Consider the following 25,567-nt stretch of genomic DNA (forward strand, 5'->3'; position numbering starts at 1 on the left):
GTTCACTCCGTGTGGTCGCTGCCCAACACCTCGAGCAGACCCATGGTGCGAAGAGTTTCGGGATGATCCTGCCCCAGGGTCCCCCGCAGCCGGTCCAGCGTTTCCCCGGCCAGGCTTCGGGCGGCCTCCGCCTCCCCGAGCCTCCCCAGCCGAAGGGCGAGGTTCACCGCGCTGCTGAGGGTGTCGGGATGATCCACCCCCTGGACCCTCTTGCGCCGAAGCAGGGTGTCCTCGTCCAGTTTCCGGGCTTTCTCGATGTGCCCCAAGGCCGTCAGGATGACCGCCAGGTTGTTGGCGGTGCGCAGAGTGTCGGGGTGGTCCCGGCCGAGCACCTGGCGTTGCCGGGCCAGGGTGTCCTCGCCCAGTTGACGGGACTCTTCCACCCGCCCCAACTGCGACAGCGCGGTAGCCAGCGTGAAAGCCGTGATCAAGGTGTTGGGGTCATCTCGGCCCACCACCCGTTGCTGCAGGACCAGGGTCTTCTCGGCCAGGGCTCGGGCCGCCTCCAGGTTCCCGAGCCTCGCATGCCGGTTGGCCACGTTGCTCGCACTGGTGAGGGTGTCGGGATGCTCTTCGCCAAGCACCCGCAGACGCCTTGAGTAGGTGTCCTCATCAAGGGCCAGGGCCGCCTCCAGCTCCGACAGCCCCGCAAGACGCACGGCCAGACCGTGGGCAGTGAGCAAGGTGTCGGGGTGGTCCCAGCCCAGTACCCTGCGCATGCGCGCCAACGTGTCCTCGCCCAGTTCACGCGCCGTCCGGTCATCGCCCAGCGCCGCCAGACGGTTGGTCAGGTTGGACGAGATGCCCAGGGTGGCCGGATGATCCTGACCCGCCACCTTGCGCATGCGCGCCAAGGTGTCCTCGTCCAGATCCCGGGCCGCCTGCAGTTCCCCAAGTGCTGCCAGGCGAGTGGCCAGGTGCGCGGCGCCCCGCAGGGTGTCGGGGTGGTCCCAGCCCAGCACCCTTCGCATGCGAACGAGGGTGGTCTCGTTCAGCTCCCGGGCTCGCAAGTGATCCTGGGCTTCGGCGTACGCGCGTGCCAGGCACAAGGCTGCCCACAGGGTGTCCTCGTGATCGGGGCCGAGGTTCTGGGTCCAGCTGTGGTGCAGGTGTTGCAGCCGGGGTATGGCCGTTCGGGCCTGGCGATGGTCCATCAGGTACCAACAGGCATCACAGGCTGCTGACCGGCCCCTTGCGGTGGTCAGACAGGCCAGGTCGACAGCCAACAGGTGGGGAACGAGGTCAGACCACGCCGGCCAGGTCGCCGGATCGGTCGGATCGCCGGGAACGGCGGCGACCAGCAGGGCTTCCGCGGTCTGGGCGGCCTCGGCGTGCTCGGACGCGGTGAGTCGGTTGCGCACCAACGCCAAGGTGAGGCGGTGCGGTTGGAGCGTGCCGTCATGCACCTGAGCCAGTGCCTGTCGCGCCAGTGCACCCAGCGCTCGGCGCGCGGCAAGCGGATCGCCCAGCAGCTCCGCCACGGCCGGCGGCGGGTCGGGGAGTGTGGGGCGACACGCGTGCAGGGGGAACGGTTCGGGTGCCATGAGGGAACAGGCGCGCAGCAGGATCAGGGCGGCGGGATCGGCGAGGGCCAAACGCTGCGTGCTGAGGCTGATTTGCGCGGCCAGGGACACGGGGTACCCGTCGGGACGGCCCTCGTCCAAGACCTCACTGATCCGCCCTTCGAGTAGTTGGCGATACTGGTCCATGGTGAGTCCGTCGGCCAGCAGGGCGGCAGCCTGGGCCAGGGCCAGCGGCAGGTCCTCCAGCGCCTGCGCCAAGTCACCGGCATCGGCCCCGGAAAGATGCGGAACGCGGCTGCGGAGCAATGCGATCGACTCGGCACGGGTGAATCCGTCCACATCGATGGGGATCGCCTGGTGCTGCCAGTTCGGGTTGCGAGAGGTGATCAGCACGTGGCCACCGCCGCTGGGAAGGTACGGGGCGAGAGCGGCAGGGTCTTCGGCGTTGTCGAAGACCAGCAACCAGCGTTGCCGTGCGCGTAGTTCCGCCGCCAGCACCTCGCACGCCTCCTTCACCGGCGTGTCCGGTCGGGCCAGGCCGGCCTTCACGGCGAGAGCGGCCAATTGGTCCGGGACGAGAACGACCTCCTCGGCGGAGATCCACCAGACCAACTCGTAGTCCGTGGCATGGCGGTAGGCGTACTCGAGCGCCAGCTGGGTCTTGCCCACGCCCCCGCGCCCTTGCAGGGCCCGAACCGCCACCGGAGACTCGCTGGTGAACGCTTGGCTCAGACGGGCCAGCAGATCTTCTCTACCCGTGAAACCGGCGTTGCGGCCCTGCAGGTTCCACACCCGGGGCAGGATCCCGGGAAACCGCCGGTCTGGGCCTTGCACGGCTGACTGTCGGGGGCCGTCGCCGACTTTCGGGAAGGCCGGCTTGGCGTCCGGGCGCCGCGGCCCGGTCACCGCGTCGAGCAGAACCTGCCGTGCCTCTTCCTCGGTCAGGCCGACCAGGGAGAACGTCAGCAAGGGACGCAGTAGGGGCGGAGCCTCGGCATCATCGAGTCGTAGCGGAATCAGCTTGCCCCGGGACGCCAGGACGGCCGACCATTCCTCGGCCGTGAAACGCTGGGGATCAAAGTAGGCGGCGGAGAACAGGGCCACGACCCGATCGCTCTCCAGAGCGGAGTTCATCTTCAGGATGAAGTTGTCCCCCGCGCCCCAGTCCCAACAGTCCAGTTCCACGCCGTAGCCGGCGGCTTCCAGCTCTCCGGCCACCCACTGTGCCCATGGGCGATCCGCGCCCGCATGGCTGACGAAGAACCGGCGCGCCCCCTCGCCTACGACCACCACCGCCCCCTGTGTGCCCTCGCCCGCCGTCCGCGGCGCCTACGGCTGCCCCACACTATGGGGCCTCCGAGCGGCCCGTGCGGGCAACACAAGGAAAGGCGCGAGTCGGCCGGGACCGGTTCCCCTGGGTACCGATCGCACCCGCAAGCGCATCGGCACGGGTGGTGACGGCGGTACGGCCGTTGGCGGCGGGCTGCTCGGCCGTGTCCTTGACCGGGCCCGGCCGGCGCTGGTCAAGTCGGCGTCGACTGGCGTGTCAAGGGTGCCTTTGAGCAAGCGGTACGCCGTGCGCCGCGAAAGCGGCCGTTTCTCGGTGAGCAGCGAGCCGGCGGGAAGCGTATGTGTCGGTGCACCACTGTTCGCTGGGGCGCGGGTGAAGTCGCGTTTGCAAAACGGCTGGGAGGCGCCGCCGGCGGCACGGAGCTCCGCGCAGCCCATCGGCCGCCGCAGCGGTACGGTGTGCGGCATTCGATCGCCCGTGCTGCGATCGCTGAACCAACAAGGGGGTTCCATGAAACACCGCCGCCCGCGCCACCGTCGCAGAGCCATCGCCAGAGCGGTCGGTACGGCGGGTGCGCTGGCCGTCGCCCTGGGTGCGGGGATGACGCCGGCGATGGCCGCCGGAAAGACGTCCGCCAAGCCCGCGGCCACCGGGTTCTCGCCCGACCAGCCCGACCAGCCCACCCAGCCCGACCCGAAGACGCCCTGGGCGCCCGAGAACGACGACGCGCCGCTGCACCACAAGCCCGTGCACCCCAACGCCCTCGCGCCCGGCCGCACGGCCGCGACCGGCCTCCAGCTCAACATGCCCGCGCCGACCGGGCCGTACAGCGTGGGCATGGTCGGCCTGCACCTCGTCGACAAGTCCCGTACGGACCCGTACCTGCCCGGCAGTCAGCCGCGCGAGCTGATGGTGTCGCTCTGGTACCCGGCCACCTCCACGTCCGGGCACTACCAGGCCCCGTGGATGCCGTCGATATCCGGCGCCCACTTCCTCGCCACGCGGGGACTGTCGCCGCAGCAGGTCACCCTGCCGAGGACCGCCGGCCACGTCCTCGCCCCGGTGAACGCCAAGCTCGGCAAGCTGCCCGTCCTGCTGTACTCGACCGGGCTGCACTCGGACCGCGCGATGGGCACCGCGCTCGCCCAGGACCTCGCCAGCCGCGGCTACCTCGTCGTCACCGTCGACCACACCCACGACGCCAACGAGGTGCAGTTCCCCGGGAACCGGCTCGAGGTCAACACGATGCCGGCGGGCGCCCACTCCTCCGACACGCTCAAGGTGCGCGCGGCCGACATCAAGTACGTCATCAACCAGCTCGGCACGATCAGCAAGGGCGGCAACCCGGACCCCGGCCACCCCACGCTGCCCACCGGACTGGCGAACGCCGTGGACATGTCCCGCATCGGGATGTTCGGCTGGTCGCTGGGCGGCGCGGCGGTGGACACCTCCATGCAGCTCGACAAGCGCATCGCCGCCGGTGCCGACCTGGACGGCCAGTTCTTCGGGACGGCGCCGAGCAAGGACCTGGACCGCCCCTTCATGCTGTTCAGCTCCGGCACCCACAACCGCAACAACGACGGGTCGTGGCGCACGCTGTGGTCGCATCTGAAGGGTTACCGCGTCGACATCCAGCTCCATGGCGCCGCACACCTGTCGTTCAGCGACAACGAGTGGATGGTGCCGCAGGAGGCGGGCCTGCTCGGGCTCTCCCAGGCGCAGCTCCAGCAGCAGTTCGGCACGATCGATCCCACCAGGGCAGTCACGGTCCAGAGCACCTACCTGGCCGCCTTCTTCGACCAGGAGCTGCGCGGCAAGCACAGCACCCTGCTGGACGGACCCTCCAGGAGCTACCCGGAGATCTCCTTCGTCCGCTGACCGGTCGTCCGAAGGGCGGTCCTGTTCGCGGGTCCGCCCTTCGGCATGCCGAGGGGCGGCGGAGCCGCATGTGTCGACCGTCACGCGGTGGGCGCGTTCCCACGTACGACACAGGGACGAAAGTGTGATGGTTATGTAATCGCGTGAGGCTAGAGTGTTCGCACTATCGAACGTTAGGGCGCTCGGCGCCAATTGAGAGAGGATCCGCTGCCCTGCCCTCCGCACCCCGGGCGCCGCGCCGACACCGCATCCGTCGCCGCGCCGATATGCCGATGCTCGGCGGGGTGCGCCCGCCGATCGCCTCCCTCGTCGTACTCCTGCTGGTCGTCGCCGTCCTGACCGTGATCGGCCTCGACGGCATACACGCCGAGCGAATACCGCAGGCCGTGCTGAACGGCGAGCAGCAGACAGCCGAGGACACCGCCCTGTCGGTGCGCACCACGATCGACGCCGCGGCGAGCACCGTACGCCGTACGGCAACCGCGTACCCGGCGACGAGCACCTCGACCCCCACCTCCGCGCTCAAGGCGCTGACCACCGGCCGGAAGGCGGTCGTCGGCAGTGCGCTGCTCGACCCGCGCTCCGGCAAACTGCTGGCGGCCGGCGGCAAGCCGGTGGCGCTCGCCGGGGTGGACGTGGCCGCAGCGGCCTCCGGGCACGGGACGATCCGGCCCCGGCTGGTGACCTCGGGCGGCACACGGCAACTGCTGTACTTCGCCAGGGTCACGCTGCCCGCACAGCAGGAGGACGCCAACCAGGACCAGAACCAGGCTTCGAGCGGGGCCGACCGGCAGTGGCTGCTGGTGGTCTCCGAGGCGCTCCCCGCCCTCACGACCTACGGCGACGGGCGCACCGCCGAAGTGCTGGACGCGAACGGCACGGCGCTCGCCACCGCGGCCCACGGCACGGCCTCGCCGGCCGCCGCCGACAGCGGCCTGCCCGCGGCGGCGACCCGCGCCGCGAAGGGGTCGGGGAGCGACACCGACGCCTCGGGAAGCATGCTGGGCGCCACCAGCGGCAGCCGGCGCACGGTGGCCGGCTGGGCCCAGGTCGCCTCGACGACCGGTCCGGGCGACACCGACGACCTCGGTCTGGTGGTGCTCACCTCCCGCGCGGTGCCCACCACGACCACCGCCGCCGACTACTCGGGCTTCGCGCTCGAGGCCGCGGCGGCGCTGGCCGCGCTCGCGCTGCTGCTCGGGCTGGCGCTGCACTTCTTCGTGCAGCAGCCGCTGCTGCGGCTGTACCTGTCCGCCGGCCGGCTGGCCCGGGGCGCGACCGAGGACGGGCCGGGCGCGCTGGAGGAGCTGTACCGGCCGGTTCCGGTGCACGGCTTCGGGGAACTGGCCCGGATCGGGCGGGCGCTGGAGTCACTGCGCCGGCAACTGCTCGGTGAGAGCGGCCCGCAGGAGTTCCCGGCCCGTCGCGGGCCGGGTTACCGGGCGCTGGCCGTGGCCGGCGTCGTGGTGGTGGCCTGCTGGGCGGTGCCGATGATCTTCGTACTGAACCGGGCGGACACCACGACCGCGGTTCCGGCCCCGGTGCTCGCCACCCAGCAGACGCGCACCGAGATCGCGGCGAACCGGATCCGGCAGTCCCTCGACCAGTCGTACACCGACCTGAGCGACGTGGCCGCGGCCCTGCCGGGCACCAGCCGGGCCGCCCAGACCGAGGCCCTGCGGCACACCCTCGCCGACCACAAGCAGTACCGCTCGCTGTATCTCCTGGACCGCTCGGGCGGTATCACGCTGAGGGTGGGCGACGAACCCCTGCGCACCCTCGTGCACGTGCCCGGCGGCGGCGGGATCACCACCGTCAACACCTCGGGCCGCATACCGGCGATCGCCGCCTACGCCCAGGTCGGGGCCGTCAAGGGCAAGGCCCCGGCGGCCGGGGTGGTCCTGTTCGGCGAGATCGACGTGAAGGCGCTCAACTCCATCCTGGCCAGGCCGAAGCTGGGCAGCGTGTGGGTGACGGACGCCGACAACAAGGTGCTGGCGGCGAGCGTGGGCTACCGCGCCTTCCAGTCGCTGCCGGACTCCGGTCTGACCCGTCTCGCCCGCGCCACCCAGGGCGCCCCGGGGACCGCCGGCACCGCGACCTCGGCGGTGCTCCGTACGTCCTCCGGCCCCTCGGTCGACGCGGCCGCGCCGCTGGCGCAGAGCGGTCCGACGGCCCGCCTCGGCTGGCACGTGGTGACCGCGGAGCCCGCGGCGGCGCTCGAGATCCCCGCGGTGCAGGCCGAGCAGCGCACCATGCTGGCCGGGATCCTCGGTCTCACCCTGGGCGCGGCCTGCTTCGGCTGGCTGCACGTCGTGGTGATCCGGCCGCTGCGCGCGGTCGCCGTGCTCGTCGAGCGGCTCGCCGGCGGGGACCGCCGTACCGTGCTGCACCCGGTCAACCACGACGAGGTCGGCTCGGTCACCCGCGGACTGGAGCTGATGCGCCAGGCCCTGGCGGACCGCGACCGGGCGGCCAGATCCGGCCACGCCGCCGGGCCGTCCCGGTCCCTGCGTCAGACCACCCTCCAGCGGTAGAAGGACGGAATCGGCGTGCTCTTCCTCTATGTCATAGTCCTGCTGTGCTGCGCCGCACTGTGGATCGCCGGGATCCTGGAGCAGCGGCGGCACTTCGCCTCGCTGGAGCAGATACCGACGCGGGTGCTGGTCAACGGCATCCGCGGCAAGAGTTCGATCACCCGGCTGTGCGCGGGCGCGCTGCGCGGCGGCGGCCTGGTCACGGTGGCCAAGACCACCGGCACCGCGGCCCGGTTCATCCATCCGGATGCGACCGAGGAGCCGGTGTACCGCAAGTTCGGAATCTCCAACATCGTCGAGCAGATCGGCATCGTGCGGCGGGCGGCGACCTACCGGCCGGACGCGCTGGTGATCGAGTGCATGGCGGTGATGCCCGCGCTGCAGGAGATCAACCAGGAGAAGCTGATCCGTTCCACGATCGGCGTGCTGTGCAACGTCCGCGAGGACCATCTGGAGGAGATGGGGCCGACGCTTGACGACGTCGCCCGCTCGCTCTCCCGCTCGATGCCGGTGGGCGGGGTGTGCGTGACGGCGGAGAAGGACCGCTTCCACATCCTCCAGGAGGAGGCGGACGCCCGTAACTGCAAGCTGGTCTACGCCGACCCGGACACGGTCACCGACGAGGAGCTGCGCGGCTTCAGCTGGTTCACCTTCAAGGAGAACGTGGCGATCGCGCTCACCGTCGCCGAACTGCTCGGCGTGCAGCGGCAGACCGCGATGCAGGGCATGTGGGACGCGCCGCCCGACCCGGGCGTGCTGTCGGTGGAGCGCTACGTCACCCCCGAGGGCAAGAAGCTGCGGTTCGCCAACGTCTTCGCGGCCAACGACCCCGAGTCGACGCTGATGAACGTGAAGCAGCTGGAGGACCTGGGCGCCATCAGACGGCCGCTCAACGTGGTCATCAACTGCCGTCCGGACCGGGTGGAGCGCAACGGCCAGATGGGCGCGATCGTCCCCGACCTCGGCGCCGAGACGGTGTTCCTGATCGGCCATCCGACCAAGAGCGCCCGCGACGCGATCCCGGCCGGCTTCAGCGGGCGGGTGGTGGATCTCGGCGGCGACAAGCGCGACCCCGAGGAGCTGACCGCGGCGATGCTCGCGGAACTCGGACCCTCCTCCTCGCTGGTGGCGATCGGCAACATCCACGGTCAGGGCGAACTGTTCCTGGAATGCCTCGCCGAACTGCCGCTGGACGACTCCGAGGACCCGCTCGACGCCGTACCCGACGGCGACGGCCTGGACCAGGAGACCATGCAGATCGCCGTGCCCCGGCCGCGGGTCGCGTTGGCCCGGCCGCCGGAGCCGGAGCCGTACAGCTGGGTGGGGCCGCTGGAGACACCGGCGTACGGCTTCCACATCCCGGAGCAGCGCGAACTCGCCCGCCGGTTCGCCGACCGCCAGGGCCGGCCCGACGGCGAACGTGCCGCGGACGGCCCGCACCACTCCTACGATCCGTCCCAGTCCCCGAGGAACCCGTGATCCCCGCCAACCTCACCGCACAGACCGCCGCGCTCGGGATCGCCCTCGGGCTGGTCTTCTCGCTCGTCTGCTACCTGACCACCAACCTCTCCCCCGGCGGAATGATCACGCCGGGCTGGATCGCCCTCACGCTCGTCACCGACGTGCAGATGGCGGGGCTGATGGTCGGTGTGGCGGCGCTCACGTACTTCGCGACGAAGCTGGTGCAGCGCACGGTGATTCTCTACGGCAAGCGGCTGTTCGCGGCCGTGGTGCTGTGCGCGGTGCTGATGCAGACCACCGTGATGCTCGCCCTCAGCCATGAGTTTCCGCTGCTGTACACGTCACAGACCCTTGGCTTCATCGTCCCCGGCCTGGTCTCCTACCAGATGGTCCGCCAGCCGATGGCGGCCACGCTCATCTCGACCACGGCGGTGACGCTGGCCACCTATGTGGTGCTGGTCTCCGGTCTGCTGATCGGTGTCCTGCCCACCGGCTGACCTGCCCACCGCCCTCTCACCTCGCTTCCAGGAGGATCGGCCATGCACTCCCAACCCGCCGGCAGGCGCAACCGCCCGACCCGCCGCGCCGTGCTCGGGACGATCGCCGGCGTGGCGGCAGCCGGGGTGGCCGGCGGGTACGCCTGGGACCACCTCGGCCACGGCAGCGACGGCCACGGCGGTACGGCCTCCAACGGCACGGGCGGGGGCACGAGCGCCCGGCCCAACGGGCCGCACACCTTCGAGCGGCTGTCCGCCCCGGAGCGCACCGTGGTCCGCGCCTCGGACGGCGGCACGCTCGCCACCTTCACCGACGGCGCCCGCACGGCCGTACTCACCGGGCCCACCCGAACCTTCAGCGAGCCGCGGACCACCGAGGCGAAGGTGACCACGGACGCCTGGGTGCGGGTGCTGCCGCACGAGTGGCAGCGGGGCATGGAGAAGTCCGCCTGGTTCAAGGGCTGGTTCGACAAGGCGCTCGGCGACACCAGCCCGGACGTCTTCGCGGTGGCGTTCCAGTACTCCAGCGCCGGGGCGCCCGACAAGCACAACGCCCACGGCGTGCGCTACGCGGGCACCGCGCACTTCGGCCCGCGCAACGCCAAGGTCAACAACCCGCTGGACTTCGCCTACCACGACGAACAGTCCGACTTCTACGACTATCTGGGCATCGACTGGACCTTCCCCGACGGCACGCGCGTGCAGCCGGAGCCGGCCCGCTACGGCGACGTCGACTGCTCCGGCTTCCAGCGTCTGGTGTGGGGCTACCGCATGGGCATCCCCCTGCACAACACCAACACCCGGGGCACCGGCCTGCCGCGCCGCGCCTTCGCCATCGCCTCCTACGGCCCCGGCCGCCTGGTGATCTCCCACACCGGCACACAACAGGCCACCGATCTCGGCGTGCTGCAGCCAGGCGACCTGGTCTTCTTCGCCATCATCAAGGACCGGCCGGACTTCATCGACCACTGCGGCATGTACATGGGCCTCGACGACCAGGGCCGGCACCGCTTCTACTCCAGCCGCTCCGCCGCCAACGGCCCCACCCTGGGCGACCTGTCCGGCCGCTCGCTGCTGGACGGCACCGACTTCTACGCCCGCGGCTTCCGGGCGGCCCGGCGCCTGTGACCCCCGCGCCCATGACCCGTCGCCCGCGCACCCCCGCCTGACCTGACCTGCCGATCCGAGGAACCACTGCCATGACCGCCATCCCCGCCGCCCAGCCCACCGGCGCGCACCGAGGCCGCAGGGCGGCGAACCGCCGCTCCGGCCCGCCGGAAGACGCCCCGCGCTGGGAGCGCCCGGCGCTCGTCGCGGTCCTGGTCCTCGCCACGGTGCTGTACTCCTGGGGCATCGGGCACGCCGCGCTCCACCCCTTCTACGGCGCGGCGATACGGTCGATGTCCGAGAGCTGGCGTGCCTTCTTCTTCGGCGGGCTCGACACCGCCGGTTCGATCAGCATCGACAAGCTGCCCGGCGCGTTCTGGCCCGACGCCGTCTCCGTCTGGCTCTTCGGCCCGCACACCTGGGCCGCCGCGCTTCCGCAGGTCGTCGAGGGCGTGCTCACCGTCTGGCTGTTGCACCGGATCGTACGGGCCTGGGCCGGGCCGTTCGCCGCGCTCGTCGCCGCGCTGACGCTCACCCTCACCCCGGTCACCGTGGCCCTCAACAGGGCCACCATCCCGGACACGGCGCTCACGCTGCTCCTGGTGGCGGCCGCCGGAGCGCTGCAGAAGGCGGTGCGCACCGAGCGGCTGCTGCCGCTGGTCACCTGCGGCGTCTGGGTCGGGCTCGCCTTCCAGGCGAAGATGCTGCAGGCGTGGCTGGTGCTGCCGGTCTTCTTCGCCGTGTACCAGCTCGTGGCGCCCGGCGCGCCGTTGAAGCGGGCCCTGCGCGCCTCGCTGGGCAGTGCGGTCGCGCTGGCCGTCTCCTGTTCCTGGGTGCTGATCGCCTGGGTGACACCGGCCGCCGACCGGCCGTACCTCGACGGGACGACCGACAACGATCCGTTCACCCTGGTCTTCGGCTACAACGGTCTGAGCCGCTTCAGCAGCGATTCCACCGCGTTCGGCGCCGTCGCGGGCACCGCCGCCAGCCGCACCAGCGGCAACACCGGCTGGAACATGCTGATCAACCACACGGTCGGCCCGCAGATCGCCTGGTTGCTGCCGCTCTCCGTGCTCGCCGCGGTCCTGGGCGTCCTGTGGCGCGCCGGGCAGCCGCGAACCGACCTGCACCGCGCGGGATTCGTGCTCTGGGGCGGCTGGCTGGCCGTGCACGCCCTGGTGTTCAGCGCCTCCAACGGCAACCACGCCTACTACACGGCCGTCATCGCCCCGGCGCTCGCCGCGCTGACCGGCGGCGGACTCGCGCTCTTCCGGTCCCAGTACGAGGCGCGGTACGAGGCACAGGACGGCCCGGAGCACGGAGCCGCGCACGAGACGGGCGGCCGACGGCACCTGGCGCTGCCGGCGGCGATCGCGCTGACGGCCGCGTGGGCGCTGGTGCTCGACTGGCCGACCCGGTTCGTCTCCTGGCTGCTGCCGGTCGCCGCGATGCTGGCGCTGTGCGGCGTGGTGGGCCTGTGGGCCCGCGGGCCGCGCACCTCCTCGCGGATGGTCCAGGGCGCCCTCGCCGCCGGCATCGCGGCCACCCTGGTCGTACCGGCCGGCTGGGCCTTCTCCAGCCTCGACCCGCTCTACGCGGGCGCCTCCACCTCGCCGGAGACCGGTCCGGTCGGCAAGGCGTACCACCCCCGCCACGCTCCGCGCAGGATAGGCCTCGACCGGCCCAGCGCCCGCGACACCGCCCTGCTCGGCTACCTGACCAAGCACCGCCACGGCGAGAAGTACCTGCTCGCCACACAGGCCGCCTACACCGCCGAGCCCCTGCTGCGCGCGAAGTCCGAGCCCATCCTCGTCATGGGCGGCTTCACCGGCAACACCCCCTTCCCCACCGCCGAGCAGCTCGGCAGCCTCGTCAGCGGCCACCAGTTGCGCTATGCGCTGCTCACCACCCGGCGCCCCACCACGGCCGCCACCACCTGGGTGAAGTCCCACTGCACCCGCATCCGGCCCGCCGCCTACGGCCGCCGCACCAGCGGCGGCTTCACCCTTTACGACTGCGCACCCCACAAGTGAGGCGCCCGCCGCCGCTGCCGGGCCGCTGACAGCTTCGCCGGCTCCTGCCAGCGGCCTGTCAGCGTCCTGCCAGCACACCCCGGCACCGTCTTCCTCGTCGAGAGCGGCGAGAACCGCGAGAGCGGACGAGCGAAGAGGTGGGGGCGCAGATGTCGTACGCCATCCGGGCCGAGGGTCTGGTCAAACGTTACGGGGACATGGTCGCGCTGGACGGCGTCGACCTGGAGGTGCCGGCCGGCAGGGTGATCGGTGTGCTCGGGCCGAACGGGGCGGGCAAGACCACCACCGTACGGATCCTGTCGACGCTGATGCGGCCGGACGCCGGCCGGGCCACGGTCGGCGGTCACGACGTGGTGCGGGACCCGGTGCGGGTGCGCCGGCTCATCGGTCTCACCGGGCAGTACGCGTCCGTCGACGAGGGCCTCACCGGTACGGAGAACCTGGTGCTGCTCGGGCGGCTGCTCGATCTGTCGAAGCGGGCCGCGAAGGTACGGGCCGCCCAGCTGCTGGAGCAGTTCTCGCTGACCGAGGCGGCGGACCGGCCGCTCAGCACCTTCTCCGGCGGGATGCGCCGTCGCCTCGACCTGGCGGCGAGCCTGGTCGGCCGGCCTGAGGTGCTCTACCTGGACGAGCCGACCACCGGCCTCGACCCGCACGCCCGCGGCGAGGTGTGGGACGTGGTCCGGCGCCTGGTCGACGACGGTTCCACGGTGCTCCTCACCACGCAGTACCTGGAGGAGGCCGATCAACTCGCCGACAGCATCACGGTGTTCGACCGCGGCCGGGTGGTCGCCGAGGGCCGGCCCGGGGAACTGAAGCGCCGGGTCGGCGGGCAGATCCTCCAGGTCCGTCCGTCGCTGCCGCAGGACGTGGCCCGGGTGGCCGCGATGCTGACCGAGCTCACCGGCACCGCCCCCGTCCAGGACGGTACGAACGGGCTGCTGACCGTGCCCGCCGACGACCCGCTGCTGGTGTCCGCCCTGGCCCGCCGCCTGGCCGCGGACGGCATCGGCACCGACGAGATGGGGCTGCGCCTGCCCAGCCTCGACGAGGTCTTCCTGGCCCTGACCGGCCGCTCCGCCACCACCGTCGACAAGCAGAACGACGACACCTACGCCGAGAGGACCGCGGCATGAGCGCCCAGACCATCCCCGCCCGCACCACCCGTCAGGCCGCCGCCCCCCTGCGCGTGGGTGCGGCCCGGTCCCTGCGGCACAGCCTCGCCCTCGCCGGGCGCGGCGTCACCAAGTTCATGAAGTCCCCGATGCAGCTCACCGACGTGGTGCTGACGCCGGTCATCTCGCTGCTGATGTTCGTCTACATCTTCGGCGGCGCCATCTCCGGCGGCGATGACGACGCGTACCTGCAGATGATCACGCCGGGGGTCATGGTGATGACCGTCTTCCAGGCGAGCATCGGCATCGGTGTCTCGCTCAACGCCGATGCGAGCACCGGCATGTTCGACCGGTTCCGGTCCATGCCGATCGCCCGCTCGGGGCCGCTCGTCGGCGCCGTCCTCGCCGACTTCGTGCGCTACGTCGTGTGCCTCGGCACCCTGCTGGTGCTCGCCCTGATCATGGGCTACCGGATCGGGACGGACCCGCTGTCCACGCTCGCCGCGCTGGTCCTGCTCGTCGGTTTCGCGCTGAGCTTCTCCTGGCTGTCCGTGTACATCGGCATGCTGGCCAAGACCCCCGGATCCGTGCAGGGCCTGATGACGATCGTGGTGCTGCCGCTGACCTTCGCCAGCAACGTGTTCGTGCCGGACCGGACCATGCCGGGCTGGCTGCAGGCCTGGTCGGACGTCAACCCGGTCAGCCTGATGGCCGACACCGTGCGCGGGCTGCTCAACGGCGGCGCGGTCGCGCACCCGCTGCTCGGCAGCCTCGGCTGGATGGCCGGCATGGTCGCGGTCTTCTTCCCGTTGGCGATGCGCGCCTACCGCAGGAACGTCGGCTGACGGAGCACCCGGACGCTACGCGCCAACCGGCCGGCCGACTTCCTCGGCCAGCCGGTTCAGCGCGTCCGCCCGCCCCGAGGCGGCGCCCCCGTCGAACGCCGCCCGGTACCCCTGCTCGCCGAGCCGCCCCCTCAGCCGCTCGACGAGTTCGCGCAGTTCGGGCTCGCCCGCGTCGAAGGCGCCCCGCATCACCTGGCTCGTGCCGAGCGAGCGTGCCGCCCCGGCCGGGTCGCCCTCCAGCGCGAGCAGCCCGCCGAGCAGCTCCGCGACCCAGGCGAGGCCCGCCCCCGCGCCCTGGGCCAGCAGCCCGCCGGCCGCCTCTGGCAGCAGGGCGCGCGCCCCGGCCGCGTCGCCCGCGGCCAGCCGGTTCTCCATCCGGGTACTGACGATCAGGTTCCTGGCCAGTTCCCCGGGGATGGAGCACGGGCCGTGGACGAACTTCTCCAGCTCGTCGAGGATCCGGTCGGCGCCCGCCAGGTCGCCCTCCCTGCGGTGCAGATTGGCCAGGCCGGCCACGATGTTGGCCTCCAGACGGCGATGGCCCCGCTCCCTGGCCTGGGCCTGCGCCCACTCCAGGTCGCGCCGCGCCCCGGCCAGGTCGCCACTGCGCCGCCGCTCACGGGCCAGCCGGACCCGGCCCAGGTCCAGGTAGTCGTCGGTGCCGAGCTCCGAGCTGAGCGCGACCACCCGCTCGAACGTGGCGATGGCCTGCGCGTACGCGCCGCGCAGGGAGTGGTCACGGCCGATCGGGAGCAGGCTCATCACCAGGCCCCACCGGTCGCCCACCTCCTCGAAGCCGCGCAGCGCCGCCAGCCGGGACGCCTCTCCGGTGCGCAGATCGCCCCGCTCGGTGAGGACGAAGTCGTACGCGAGGTGGGCACTGGCCCGCACCCATGGGTCGGGCGACCTCAGCGAGCGCGCGAGGCGGCCCTCGGGGGTCTCCGGCTCGTCGTCCGAGACGGCGAGCCGGGAGATGCGCAGGAACAGCCCGGCCGGGTGGAACTCGCGGGCGCCCGCCGAGTCCACGTCCGCGACCAGCAGGCCCGACCGGGGTGGCGCGCCACCGAGGGCGTCCAGCTCGGCGAGCGCCGACTCCAGCTGGGAACTCATGCCGCGCACACCCCAGTACCAGGACAGCGCTGCGACGAACCGGGCGGCCAGGTCCCCGTCCCCGGCGTCCACGGCCGTGCGCAGCGCATGGACCATGTTGGGATGCTCGGCGTCGAACACCGCGATCGCGTCGAGCTGCCGGCCGGTGCGCAGCCGGGGTTCGTGTTCCTGGGCGAGGGCGAGGAAGTACCGCGCGAACGGGCCGGTGAGGTCGTCCCCGCCGGCGCCGAGCCGGGTGGCGGCATAGGCGCGGACGGTCTCCAGCATCCGGTAGCGCGGCTCGCCGTCACCTGGGTCCGAGGGGTGGACCAGCGACTTCTCGATGAGCGCGTCGAGTACGTAGAGGATGTCGTCGGCGGGGAGCTCCGCGTCCGCGCAGACCGCTTCGAGGGCGGCGAGCGTCGCTCCGCCGGGGAACGCGGACAGCCGGCGGGCGAGGATCCGTTCGGGCGCATCGAGCAGGTCCCAGCTCCACTCGACGACCGCGAGCAGGGTGCGCTGGCGCGGCAGGGCCGTGCGGCTGCCCGAGGTGAGCAGCCGGAACCGGTCGTCGAGGCGGCGGGCGATCTGGTCGACGCTCATCGAGCGCAGCTTGGCGGCGGCCAGCTCCAGGGCGAGCGGCAGCCCGTCTAGCCGCCGGCAGATCTCGGTCACGGCGCCGACCGTGGCGTGGTCGAGTGTGAAGCCCGGCCGGACGCTCCGGGCCCGGTCGACGAACAGCCGCACCGCGGCCGACCGTGCCGCCTCGGCGGGCTCCGGCGCGCCGGCGGGCACGTCGAGCGGGCCGAGATGACACAGCGCCTCGCCGTCGATGGCGAGGGGTTCCCTGCTGCTGGCAAGGATCCTCAACCGCGGGAGCCGCTGCAGGAGCTGACCGGCGAGTTCGGCTGCGGCGTCGACGATGTGCTCACAGTTGTCGAGGACGAGGACGGCGTCGCCGATGTCGAGGAGCTCCGCCAGCCGGTCGACGGGTGCGGCGCCCCGGGTGCGCCCGGCGTCGTAGAGGCCACCGTCCGTGGAACCGACCACGCCGAGCACGGCGTCGGCCGGCCGGACGGACGCGCCGACCCCGGCGAGCGGCACGAACCAGACGGGGCCGCGCGCCTGGGCCCGGTCCCGGCCGACGGCTTCGAGGGACAGCCGGGTCTTGCCCGCGCCGCCCGGGCCGACGATCGTGACCAGGCGGGACGCGGCCATCAGCGCGGCCAGTTGGTCCAGTTCGCGCTCGCGGCCGACGAAGCTGGTCAGCGGGGCCGGCAGCCGGCTCGCCACCGTCTGCGGCCGGTCCGCCCGCGGATGCTCCAACTCTCCGCGCAGCAGCGCGAGATGGGTCTCCCTGAGACCGGCCGACGGATCGACGCCCAGCTCGTCGGCGAGCCGCTCGCGGATCTCCTCGTACGCCTCGAGCGCGTCCGACTGGCGGCCCGCCGCCCACAGCGCCCGCATCCGCAGCTCGGCCAGGCGCTCGTTCAGCGGGTGGGCGGCTGCCGCGGTGCCCAGGTCGGCGAGGATCTCCGTGTGCCGGCCGAGCCGCAGCTCCGCCTCGAACAGGTCCTGGGCCGCCGCCGCCCGCAGATCGTCGAGGCGGGTGACGACAGCGGCGGCGAAGGGCGCCTCCCGCACGTCGGCGAGGGCCTCGCCCTGCCACAGCCCCAGCGCCTCGCGCAGTACGGCCGCCGCGTCGTCGTAGTGGCCCGCCGCGCACCGCTTTCGGCCCTCGGCGGCCAGCTCCTCGAACCGTGCGGCATCGACCTCCACCGCGTCGTCCGCGGTGAGCCGGTAGCCCCCGGCGGTGGACTCCACGCGGGCCGCGCCGCCCAGCGCCCTGCGCAGCCGGGACACCAGGGACTGCAGCGCGTTGCCCGCCTCGGCCGGCGGTTCCTCCCCCCACAGGCCGTCGACCAGCGCGTCCACGGGCACCGGGCGCCCGGCCTCCAGGGCGAGCCGGGCGAACAGCATGCGCAGCCGGGCTCCCGACACCGCGGCCGGCGGCGCGGCGTCCGCGCCCTCCCCGTCTTCGCGCACCTGGAGCTGGACCGGGCCCAGCAGAACTATCCGCACGGCGTTCCCCCATGATCAACCGACGATCCGACACAGCATCCAGCACGGGCCGTGTCCGGTAAAGGCCGGAGGGACGAAGCCGTCGCCGAGCCGTCGTTCAGGCCGAGTGAGGGCGGGCCAGGCCGTGGTCGTAGGCGAAGATCACCGCCTGGACGCGGTCGCGGGCGCCGATCTTGGACAGGACGCGGCCGACGTGCGTCTTCACCGTGGACTCCGACAGGACGAACCGCGTGGCGATCTCGCCATTGGTCCAGCCCCTGCCGATGGCGACGAGGATCTCGCGTTCGCGGTCGGTGAGGGCGCTCAGGCGCGGGTCCTCGGCGCAGCCGGCGCCGCCGGGTGGTACGAGACGGGCGAACTCGTGCAGCAGGCGGCGGGTGAGCGCGGGCGCGATGACCGCGTCGCCGACGGCCACCGCGCGGATACCGGCGAGGAGTTCCTCGGGACGGGCGTCCTTGAGGAGGAAACCGCTGGCTCCGGCGCGCAGGGCCGCGTGGACGTACTCGTCCAGGTCGAAGGTGGTCAGGACGAGGACGCGGGAGCGGTCGCCGGCGGCGACGATGCGGCGCGTGGCCTCGATGCCGTCCATGCCGGGCATGCGTACGTCCATGAGGACGACGTCCGGGCGGAGTTCGGCGGCCCTGCGCACGGCCTCGGCCCCGTGTGCGGCCTCCCCGACCACCTCCGTCTCGGGGACGGAGTCCAGCAGCATGCGAAAGCCGTACCGCTGCAGCGGCTGGTCGTCCACGACGAGCACGGTGGTCACCGGGCACCACCCCGGGGAGCCAGGTCGAGGGCGGCGCGCACCGTCCATCCCGGGCCCGCGGGCCCCGCGCTGACGTGTCCGCCGTAAAGAGCCGCTCGTTCGCGCATGCCCACCAGGCCGTGTCCTTCCTCGTTCGCCGTGCCGGGACGGCCGGCCGGTGCGGATGGCCCGGAGTCCTGGACCGTGATGGTCAGCCGTGCGTCCTCCACGACGATCGCCAGGCTCGCACGGGCGCCCGCGCCGGCGTGTTTGAGGGTGTTCGTCAGGGCCTCCTGCACGATGCGGTAGACCGTGAGCTGCACTCCGCTGTCGAGGGCGTCGACGTCACCGGCCGTACGGTAGACGACCTCCAGACCGGCGGCGCGGACCCCCTCGCACAGCGCGTCGACGTCCGCGAGAGAGGGCTGCGGGCTCAGCTCGGGCTCGCCGGGCGGGCTGTCCGCCTCGCGCAGCACACCGAGCACCCGGCGCAGTTCGCTGAGCGCCTGACGGCCGCTGTCGCCGATGAGGTGCAGGGCCTCCCTGCCGCGTTCCGGGGCGACGGCGGTGGCGTAGGCGCCCGCGTCGGCGAGGGTGATGATGACGGACAGGTTGTGGCCGACGATGTCGTGCATCTCGCGGGCCACCCGCGCCCGCTCGGCCGCCACGGCGAGCCTGCCCCGCTGGTCGCGTTCGGTCTCCAGCCGGGCCGCACGGTCCCGCAGCCCGGCCAGCTGGGCCCGCCGGATGCGGATCATCAGGCCCAGGGCCAGGGCCGCGGTCGCCGTGCTGAGCAGGAAGAAGAGCGCGTCCCAGACCGACACCGCCGCCGAGACCCGCGCCGCGACCAGACCCAGCGCACCCGCCATGACCGCACAGGCCCACGACAGCTGCCGTAGCCGCCCGTGCAGGGCCAGGCTGTACAGGGCGACGAAGAGGGCGACGTCCGCACGGAGTGCGGCGCCGAGGGACCACTGGAGGACGAACACGGCCGTCACGGCGCCGAAGGCCACCGCGGGCGCCCGCCGCCGCCACAGCAGCGGCAGCACCAGTCCGGCCTGCAGGACCAGCATGCCGGCGACGGGCAGCCGGGTGAACGCCAGGCGGAAGTGGCGCGGGCCGTCGCCGTCCCCGTGCACCCCGTGCAGCAGGTCCGGCAGGCAGAACATCAGGAAGACCAGCACCACCACCGCGGTGTCCAGCACCCACGGACGGGCCTGGTCGGCGTGCCGGAGCCGCTGGCCGGCCCGGCCGAGCCGGGCGACCAGCGGCCCCATCCCGCTGAGCTCATCGGGGGTCACGGAGTCCACAGGCCCATGATGCGGGTGCCGTCGCTCAGACGTCGCTGCGCAGCAGCCGGTACGCCGCCCCCGCCAGCGCCAGCGCCGTCCAGCCGAGGAAGACCAGGAGTCCGGCGGAGGGCGACAGGGTGGTGGAGTCATGGGTCAGCGCGAAGAGCGACTCGCCCGCGTGGCTCGGCAGGTAGGGGTCGATGTCGCCCTGCCACGAGGTGGGCAGCAGGGAGACCAGTCCGGGCACCAGCATGAGGGCGGCGACCAGGACCGAGATGCCGCCGGCGACGGACCGCAGCAGCGCCCCGAGGGCGGTGCCGATCACGCCGACCAGGCCGAGGTAGAGCCCGGCACCCAACAGGCTGCGGACGACGCCCGCGTGGCCGAGGCCCATGGCGGCGGGCGTGCCGGACACGATCCGGCTGCCGACGAGGAAGGCGGCGAACGTGCCCACGGTCGCGACCACGAGGGCGACCAGTCCGTACACCGCCGCCTTGGACCACAGCACGGGCAGTCGGCGCGGTACGGCGGCGAGGGTCGAGCGGATCATGCCGGTGGAGTACTCGCCCGCCGTGACCAGCACGCCGAGCACGCCGAGGGCGAGCTGGGCGAAGTTCGTGCCGAAGAGGGACAGGCTCACGGCGGTCGCGGTGGCGAAGTCGCGGTCCATGTGCCGGCCGGAGTCGAGACCGGACTTGTAGTGGCTCGCGGCGATGACGCCGAAGGCCACGAGGAACAGCAGGCCCAGGCCGAGGGTGATCCAGGTGGACCTGAGGGACCAGAGCTTGGCCCACTCCGAGGCCAGCACGCGCCGTCCGGTCACCCGGTGGACGGGGCGGCCCGGCGCCTGAGCGGCGGCCTCGGGGGTCTCGGGTGTCGCCGTGAGGGTGCTCATGCCGCGCTCCCGGAGGTCTCGGTGCCGGTGGAGCCGTGGTACTCCACGGCGTCCCTGGTCAGTTCCATGAATGCCTCCTCCAGGGACACCGCCTTGGTGGTCAGCTCGAACAGCGGGATCCCGTGCTCGGCCGCCTTCAGCCCGATCTCACGGGCGGACATCCCGGTGACCTGCAGTTCCTCGGTGCCGACGCGGCCGGTGACCTCCACGCCCGGCCCGGCCAGCACGTCCCGCAGCCGTGCGGGGTCCTGCGTCGCGACCTGCACGGTGTCGCCGCCCGCCTCGCGGACCAGGTTCCGTACGGTCGTGTCGGCCAGCAGCCGGCCCCGGCCGACGATGATCAGGTGGTCCGCGACCAGCGCGACCTCGCTCATCAGGTGCGAGGAGACGAACACCGTGCGTCCCTCGGCCGCGAGGGAGGTGAGCAGATTGCGGATCCACAGCACGCCCTCGGGGTCCAGCCCGTTGACCGGCTCGTCCAGCATCACCGTCTGGGGATCGCCGAGCAGGGCCGCCGCGATGCCGAGCCGCTGGCCCATGCCGAGGGAGAAGGCACCCGCCCGCTTCTTCGCGACGCTGCCGAGACCGGCGAGTTCGACGACCTCGTCGACCCGGCGGCGCGGTATGCCGTGGGTCAGCGCGAGCGCCCGGAGGTGGTTGTAGGCCGAGCGGCCCGGGTGGATCGACTTCGCCTCCAGGAGCGCCCCGACCTCCTGCAGCGGCGCCTGGTGACGGGCGTAGCGCTGTCCGTTCACCGTGACGGAGCCGCTCGTCGGCGCGTCGAGTCCGATGATCATGCGCATCGTCGTGGACTTGCCTGCTCCGTTGGGGCCGAGGAACCCGGTCACTGTGCCCGGCTTCACGGTGAAGTCCAGACCGTCGACGGCTGTCTTCTCCCCGTACCTCTTGGTGAGCTGCTGTGCCTCGATCATTCGCGTTCTCTCCCTCGGACTCCGGCGCCCGGCGCGCCCGACGCCTCCTCCGCCACGCTAGGGCCGCGATCTGCCGGATCCGGTGGTACCGGGGGCTGAACCCCGGCCGGCGGGTGGTACCGGGGTACTACCACCCTCCTGGTGCCGGGGCGGGAAATCTGCCACGGCGGCCCCATGTCCGCGTGCGCGCCGGAGTTAGGGTTGCCGCACGACGCGGCACGCCCGGGTCCCTCGCCGCGTCCCCGAAACGAAGGTGCTATGCCCGCTGAGAACGCCCCCGTCGCCGGCAACCTCGACGATGACGACTATCCCGCCTACACCATGGGCCGGGCCGCAGACGTTCTCGGCACGACACCCGCCTTCCTGCGGTCCGTCGGCGACACCGGGCTGATCAGCCCGCTGCGTTCGGAAGGCGGCCACCGCCGCTACTCCCGCCGCCAGTTGCGCATCGCCGCCCGCGCCCGGGAGCTGGTCGACCAGGGCACCCCCGTCGAGGCCGCGTGCCGCATCATCTCCTTGGAGAACCAGCTCGACGACGCCCTGCGCCTGAACCGGGAAATGCACCGGAAACTGTACGAGCGGGGCCCGGATACCTAGTCCCACGGATACAGAAATGCCGCGCCCGGCGGGATGAGAACCGCCGGGCGACATCGAAAACACATGCCGCGGCCACCCGGCTTGTGTTAGCGTGATAGCAGTTGCAGTTTTGGTTGCCAGAGATTTTTTCTTTGCAGAGCTTTCCGGATCTTTCCGGAGGGGTGATCATCGCGGCGACTCGGATCCGCAAAGTGCGGAGTCCGGCACTGCCCCCCAAGGGAGATTCAATATGGCATCTGGCACCGTGAAGTGGTTCAACGCGGAAAAGGGCTTCGGCTTCATCGAGCAGGACGGCGGCGGCGCTGACGTGTTCGCCCACTACTCGAACATCGCCACCTCCGGCTTCCGCGAGCTTCAGGAAGGCCAGAAGGTTACCTTCGACGTCACGCAGGGCCAGAAGGGCCCGCAGGCCGAGAACATCGTTCCCGCCTGACACTGACGCGAACGGTCGCGAGCCACGGGCTCGCGCACCACGTGGCTGGGACCCGCGCTCTTGGGGTGCGGGCCCCGGCATTTTTCTTTTATCACCTTTTCTTTTCTTCTTTTTCTCCTGCTTTTCTTCTCTTCTTTTCTTCGGGTCATTCGAAGGCCTTGACGCCGTTCCCGCTCCGGGCGCACCCCTGACCGCCGACCGACCGCCGTAGCACGTCCTGTGGAGGCAGCCATGCGCTGTGTCATCGCCCGTTACCCGTTCGACCTGGTCAAGAGCGAGGTCGAGCAGTCGATGAGCGGCATCACGCCCGAACCCGTCACCGGCGTGTCCGTGACCATCGGCCGCCGCGTCTACCCCGTGATGCAGGTCGGGGAAGTGATCACGAGGCAGAACCGGCGCGACTTCACCTCGGGTGAGATGCGCCGGGCCCTGACCCGGCTCGGCTTCACCTGCCACGACCCGCGGCCGGTCATGCCGGCCCTGGACGCGGGCGCCGACGAGGGGGCGCTCGGCTGGTGACGCGGTGACGCGGTAGCGCCGTCCGGGGCGGCGGCAGGTAGTCGGCCGTTCGTGGGTTGCGAGGCCGAGGATGTGGCACCCGGTCGGTGAGCGGGCCGGACACGCGAACCGCGTCCCGTGGTACCAGCGGTTCGGCAATGAGCCGCAAGCCGCGCGAGGCCTGTGCGGCTCGCTCCGCCCGGTTGTCGCCGCCAGGCTGCCCGGCGGCAACCGGTGCACGCCTGGGACGGTCTTCCCGTCACGGCGCCGGGCTCGGCTCCGGGCCCGGCGTGGCCTCTTTCCACACGGTGTGGAAAGCGAGCCGCAGACAGCCCGCGAGGGCCGGGTGCTCGATGAAGAGTGTGGTGGTGGTGTCCGCGCCGGCCACCGGGTCGGGCATGTCGCACAGCACGAGGGAGCCGTCGGCGATCACGAGTTTCAGGGGCAGGTCGGGGGCGAAGCGGGCCTCCTCGCCGGCGGCGGTGAAGCGCCGCACGTGGTCCACCGTCTCGGGGTCGGCCAGGGAGTCGTCGAGGTAGATCGCCCGGACGGTGCCGCCCGCCTCGTGGAGCCGGCGCACCGCCGCTATGCCCTCCGCGTTCTCGGCGGACGCGACGAACGGCGGCTTGCAGAAGGTGAGAAGCTCGTGGCGCGCCTGCCGCTGGATGTCGGCGAAGCGCTCCGAGATCGCCCTCGGGTCGCGCAGGATCTCGATGTAGTCCAGCGGATCGGTGTGGTCCTGCCCCTGGGACCACAGGGGCTGCAGGACGCCGGCCAACCCCTGCGAGACCCGCTCCAGCCGCTCGACGGACTCCCGTTGCACAGCCATCAGCCGGGCGACGGCCAGCTCGGGCGTGACGGCGGAGTACGTGGCCACGCGCCCCGGACGGATGGTGGCCAGCTGCCGCCGTACGAGCGCGTCCAGCACGTCGTAGACACGCTGGCGCGGCACGTCGGCCTCCCGGGCCACCTCGGCTGCCGTGTAGGAACCACGCCTGATGAGTGTCAGGTAGACCCGGGCCTCGTACCGGGCCAGGCCCAGCGACATCAGATCGTTGATGGTTCCGCCTTCAAGCTCCATGGCCGCACAAGGTACCTGTACCGGCCAGGAGTTGAGGGCAAGGTTTTACCAACTGGCTCTGTTCTCTTCGGCAAAGCGTCAATAACCTCATGAGTAGCCACCACTGACCGGGGTGGCAGCAACCAACAGTGCCCGGAAGCCGGCTCCACACGACCACCCCCAACGGAAAGCGGTTGTCATGCCCCTGTCATTAGGGTGGGTGCGACACCCCTTCCGGCCGTCGTCGTGGCGCCATCCATCCCCCCACGGAGGGCAGTTCATTGCGTTCTCACCGCAGAAGGAATCCCATACGCCGCGGCGCGCCCGCGCTCCTGTCTGCAGCAGCTCTGATCACCGGCGGCCTGGCCGTCGCCACGCAGTCGGCGGCCTTCGCCACGACGTCCGCCGCGTCACCCACGACCTCCACGGCCTCCACCGCCTCCGCGACTGCAACGGAGCACACCCACCGGCTCTGTTCGGAGCCCAGCAGGCCCGGCTACATGGCGTGCCAGGCGGTCGTACGCACCGACCTCAAACCGCACCTGACCCTCGGCCGCCACGACACCCCCAAGGGCTTCGGGCCGGCCGACCTGCAGGCGGCCTACAACCTCCCCAAGGACGGCGGCAAGGGCGCCACCGTCGCGATCGTCGACGCGAACGACGACCCGAACGCCGAGAAGGACCTGGCCGCCTACCGGTCCCAGTACGGCCTGCCGGAGTGCAGCACGAGCAACGGCTGCTTCAAGAAGATCGACCAGGACGGCGGCTCCAACTACCCGACCCCTGACCAGGGTTGGGCGGGCGAGATCTCGCTGGACGTGGACATGGTCAGCGCCGCCTGCCCGCAGTGCCACATCCTGCTCGTCGAGGCCAAGTCCGCGAACATGGACGACCTCGGCGCGGCCGTGAACCAGGCCGTCAAGCAGGGCGCCAAGTACGTCTCCAACAGCTACGGCGGCAACGAGGAAGCGGCCGACACCTCCGCCGACGACAAGTACTTCAAGCACCCCGGCGTCGCCATCACCGTCAGCTCCGGCGACAGCGGATACGGCACCGAGTACCCGGCCGCCTCGCAGTACGTGACGGCCGTCGGGGGCACCTCGCTCAAGAAGGACAGCAGCACCCGCGGCTGGTCCGAGTCCGTCTGGGGCACCTCCGCCGGCGGTGACGGAGCGGGCTCGGGCTGCTCGCAGTACGACGCCAAACCGTCCTGGCAGAAGGACACCGGCTGCGCCAAGCGCGCCGTCGCCGACGTCGCGGCCGTCGCCGACCCCGCCACCGGTCTCGCGGTCTACGACACCTACCAGGCGAGCGGCTGGAACGTGTACGGCGGCACCAGCGCCTCCGCCCCGTTCATCGCCGGTGTCTACGCCCTCGCCGGCGCTCCGGCCGCCGACGCTGTTCCGGCCTCCTACCCCTACGCCCACCCGGACAAGCTGAACGACGTCGCCGAGGGCTCCAACGGGTCCTGCGCGAACTACCTGTGCAAGGCGGGCAAGGGCTACGACGGCCCGACGGGCCTCGGCAGCCCGAACGGTGTCGCGGCCTTCACCAAGTAGACCGGCGCAGTCCGGCCAGAACGGCACGAAGGCCGTACGGGACACGGATCACCGTGTCCCGTACGGCCTTCCTGCACATCCCGAGGGGCCACAGTCGC

19 protein-coding genes are annotated in these 25,567 nt (G+C 72.0%); 12 read left to right on the forward strand and 7 right to left on the reverse strand.

Annotated elements, in window-relative coordinates; genetic code table 11:
* Positions 1–2: 2 nt before the first annotated feature.
* On the reverse strand, positions 3–2,816 hold the full coding sequence (gene fxsT / locus ACZ7HQ_RS37685) for an FxSxx-COOH system tetratricopeptide repeat protein (RefSeq protein ID WP_470999854.1): 2,814 nt from the start codon (positions 2,814–2,816) through the stop codon (positions 3–5).
* A 508-nt stretch (positions 2,817–3,324) separates the two neighbouring features.
* Between fxsT and ACZ7HQ_RS37690 the strand changes: the two genes are divergently transcribed.
* The 8 genes from ACZ7HQ_RS37690 to ACZ7HQ_RS37725 all read left to right on the forward strand — a co-directional run bounded on the left by ACZ7HQ_RS37690 (position 3,325) and on the right by ACZ7HQ_RS37725 (position 14,287).
* On the forward strand, positions 3,325–4,692 hold the full coding sequence (locus ACZ7HQ_RS37690) for an alpha/beta hydrolase family protein (RefSeq protein ID WP_470999856.1): 1,368 nt from the start codon (positions 3,325–3,327) through the stop codon (positions 4,690–4,692).
* A 284-nt stretch (positions 4,693–4,976) separates the two neighbouring features.
* Entirely contained in the window at positions 4,977–7,229 is a 2,253-nt protein-coding gene (locus ACZ7HQ_RS37695; protein WP_470999858.1) for a HAMP domain-containing protein, read from the forward strand.
* Between the two features lie 15 nt (positions 7,230–7,244).
* On the forward strand, positions 7,245–8,708 hold the full coding sequence (pgsB, locus tag ACZ7HQ_RS37700; protein ID WP_470999860.1) for a poly-gamma-glutamate synthase PgsB: 1,464 nt from the start codon (positions 7,245–7,247) through the stop codon (positions 8,706–8,708).
* Positions 8,705–9,187 (forward strand): poly-gamma-glutamate biosynthesis protein PgsC/CapC, encoded by a 483-nt coding sequence (locus ACZ7HQ_RS37705; RefSeq protein WP_023548072.1) that lies wholly within the window; start codon positions 8,705–8,707, stop codon positions 9,185–9,187. Before pgsB ends, ACZ7HQ_RS37705 begins: the two co-directional genes overlap by 4 nt.
* Before the next feature lie 42 nt (positions 9,188–9,229).
* Positions 9,230–10,315, forward strand: a complete 1,086-nt coding sequence (locus tag ACZ7HQ_RS37710) for an NlpC/P60 family protein (protein ID WP_470999862.1) — start codon at positions 9,230–9,232, stop codon at positions 10,313–10,315.
* A 71-nt stretch (positions 10,316–10,386) separates the two neighbouring features.
* Positions 10,387–12,327 (forward strand): ArnT family glycosyltransferase, encoded by a 1,941-nt coding sequence (locus ACZ7HQ_RS37715; protein ID WP_470999864.1) that lies wholly within the window; start codon positions 10,387–10,389, stop codon positions 12,325–12,327.
* Positions 12,328–12,476: 149 nt separating this feature from the next.
* Positions 12,477–13,463 (forward strand): ATP-binding cassette domain-containing protein, encoded by a 987-nt coding sequence (locus ACZ7HQ_RS37720; protein ID WP_470999866.1) that lies wholly within the window; start codon positions 12,477–12,479, stop codon positions 13,461–13,463.
* Positions 13,460–14,287, forward strand: coding sequence for an ABC transporter permease (locus ACZ7HQ_RS37725; protein WP_470999868.1), 828 nt, complete (start codon positions 13,460–13,462; stop codon positions 14,285–14,287). Before ACZ7HQ_RS37720 ends, ACZ7HQ_RS37725 begins: the two co-directional genes overlap by 4 nt.
* A gap of 15 nt (positions 14,288–14,302) precedes the next feature.
* Here ACZ7HQ_RS37725 and ACZ7HQ_RS37730 read toward each other — a convergent pair whose 3' ends face one another.
* The 5 genes from ACZ7HQ_RS37730 to ACZ7HQ_RS37750 all read right to left on the reverse strand — a co-directional run bounded on the left by ACZ7HQ_RS37730 (position 14,303) and on the right by ACZ7HQ_RS37750 (position 21,322).
* On the reverse strand, positions 14,303–17,458 hold the full coding sequence (locus tag ACZ7HQ_RS37730) for an AfsR/SARP family transcriptional regulator (RefSeq protein WP_470999870.1): 3,156 nt from the start codon (positions 17,456–17,458) through the stop codon (positions 14,303–14,305).
* 97 nt (positions 17,459–17,555) lie between these two features.
* Positions 17,556–18,224, reverse strand: coding sequence for a response regulator (locus ACZ7HQ_RS37735; RefSeq protein ID WP_470999872.1), 669 nt, complete (start codon positions 18,222–18,224; stop codon positions 17,556–17,558).
* Positions 18,221–19,504: a sensor histidine kinase gene (locus tag ACZ7HQ_RS37740; RefSeq protein ID WP_470999919.1), complete on the reverse strand. Its 1,284-nt coding sequence runs from the start codon at positions 19,502–19,504 to the stop codon at positions 18,221–18,223. The genes ACZ7HQ_RS37735 and ACZ7HQ_RS37740 overlap by 4 nt, the downstream gene beginning before the upstream one ends.
* A 34-nt stretch (positions 19,505–19,538) precedes the next feature.
* Positions 19,539–20,390: an ABC transporter permease gene (locus ACZ7HQ_RS37745; protein ID WP_470999874.1), complete on the reverse strand. Its 852-nt coding sequence runs from the start codon at positions 20,388–20,390 to the stop codon at positions 19,539–19,541.
* Positions 20,387–21,322, reverse strand: a complete 936-nt coding sequence (locus ACZ7HQ_RS37750) for an ABC transporter ATP-binding protein (protein ID WP_470999876.1) — start codon at positions 21,320–21,322, stop codon at positions 20,387–20,389. The genes ACZ7HQ_RS37745 and ACZ7HQ_RS37750 overlap by 4 nt, the downstream gene beginning before the upstream one ends.
* 258 nt (positions 21,323–21,580) lie before the next feature.
* Here ACZ7HQ_RS37750 and ACZ7HQ_RS37755 point away from each other — a divergent pair, with 258 nt between their 5' ends.
* From ACZ7HQ_RS37755 to ACZ7HQ_RS37765, 3 genes are all read left to right on the forward strand, one after another.
* Positions 21,581–21,919, forward strand: coding sequence for a helix-turn-helix domain-containing protein (locus tag ACZ7HQ_RS37755; RefSeq protein ID WP_470999878.1), 339 nt, complete (start codon positions 21,581–21,583; stop codon positions 21,917–21,919).
* Between the two features lie 229 nt (positions 21,920–22,148).
* The gene (locus tag ACZ7HQ_RS37760; RefSeq protein WP_007383480.1) at positions 22,149–22,352 is read left to right on the forward strand and encodes a cold-shock protein; all 204 of its coding nucleotides are present in this window, start codon (positions 22,149–22,151) and stop codon (positions 22,350–22,352) included.
* Positions 22,353–22,583: 231 nt separating this feature from the next.
* Positions 22,584–22,871 carry an SCO5918 family protein gene (locus tag ACZ7HQ_RS37765; protein ID WP_470999880.1) on the forward strand — a complete coding sequence of 96 codons (288 nt, stop codon included), beginning with the start codon at positions 22,584–22,586 and terminating at the stop codon, positions 22,869–22,871.
* Between the two features lie 238 nt (positions 22,872–23,109).
* Here the strand turns inward: ACZ7HQ_RS37765 and ACZ7HQ_RS37770 are convergent, their stop codons facing one another.
* A complete protein-coding gene (locus tag ACZ7HQ_RS37770; RefSeq protein WP_470999882.1) occupies positions 23,110–23,931 on the reverse strand; it encodes a TrmB family transcriptional regulator in 822 nt (273 codons plus the stop codon).
* 260 nt (positions 23,932–24,191) lie between these two features.
* Between ACZ7HQ_RS37770 and ACZ7HQ_RS37775 the strand changes: the two genes are divergently transcribed.
* A complete protein-coding gene (locus tag ACZ7HQ_RS37775) occupies positions 24,192–25,469 on the forward strand; it encodes a S53 family peptidase (RefSeq protein WP_470999884.1) in 1,278 nt (425 codons plus the stop codon).
* Positions 25,470–25,567 lie beyond the last annotated feature (98 nt).

This window comes from Streptomyces sp. NPDC037290, from assembly GCF_055603245.1.

Excerpts from the sequence above, each read along its gene's own strand:
- ACZ7HQ_RS37690 (WP_470999856.1), top strand. The coding sequence starts at position 3,325 with ATGAAACACCGCCGCCCGCGCCACCGTCGCAGAGCCATCGCCAGAGCG.
- ACZ7HQ_RS37710 (WP_470999862.1), top strand. The coding sequence starts at position 9,230 with ATGCACTCCCAACCCGCCGGCAGGCGCAACCGCCCGACCCGCCGCGCC.
- ACZ7HQ_RS37715 (WP_470999864.1), top strand. The coding sequence starts at position 10,387 with ATGACCGCCATCCCCGCCGCCCAGCCCACCGGCGCGCACCGAGGCCGC.
- ACZ7HQ_RS37720 (WP_470999866.1), top strand. The coding sequence starts at position 12,477 with ATGTCGTACGCCATCCGGGCCGAGGGTCTGGTCAAACGTTACGGGGAC.
- ACZ7HQ_RS37725 (WP_470999868.1), top strand. The coding sequence starts at position 13,460 with ATGAGCGCCCAGACCATCCCCGCCCGCACCACCCGTCAGGCCGCCGCC.
- ACZ7HQ_RS37745 (WP_470999874.1), bottom strand. The coding sequence starts at position 20,390 with ATGAGCACCCTCACGGCGACACCCGAGACCCCCGAGGCCGCCGCTCAG.
- ACZ7HQ_RS37750 (WP_470999876.1), bottom strand. The coding sequence starts at position 21,322 with ATGATCGAGGCACAGCAGCTCACCAAGAGGTACGGGGAGAAGACAGCC.
- ACZ7HQ_RS37755 (WP_470999878.1), top strand. The coding sequence starts at position 21,581 with ATGCCCGCTGAGAACGCCCCCGTCGCCGGCAACCTCGACGATGACGAC.
- ACZ7HQ_RS37760 (WP_007383480.1), top strand. The coding sequence starts at position 22,149 with ATGGCATCTGGCACCGTGAAGTGGTTCAACGCGGAAAAGGGCTTCGGC.
- ACZ7HQ_RS37765 (WP_470999880.1), top strand. The coding sequence starts at position 22,584 with ATGCGCTGTGTCATCGCCCGTTACCCGTTCGACCTGGTCAAGAGCGAG.
- ACZ7HQ_RS37770 (WP_470999882.1), bottom strand. The coding sequence starts at position 23,931 with ATGGAGCTTGAAGGCGGAACCATCAACGATCTGATGTCGCTGGGCCTG.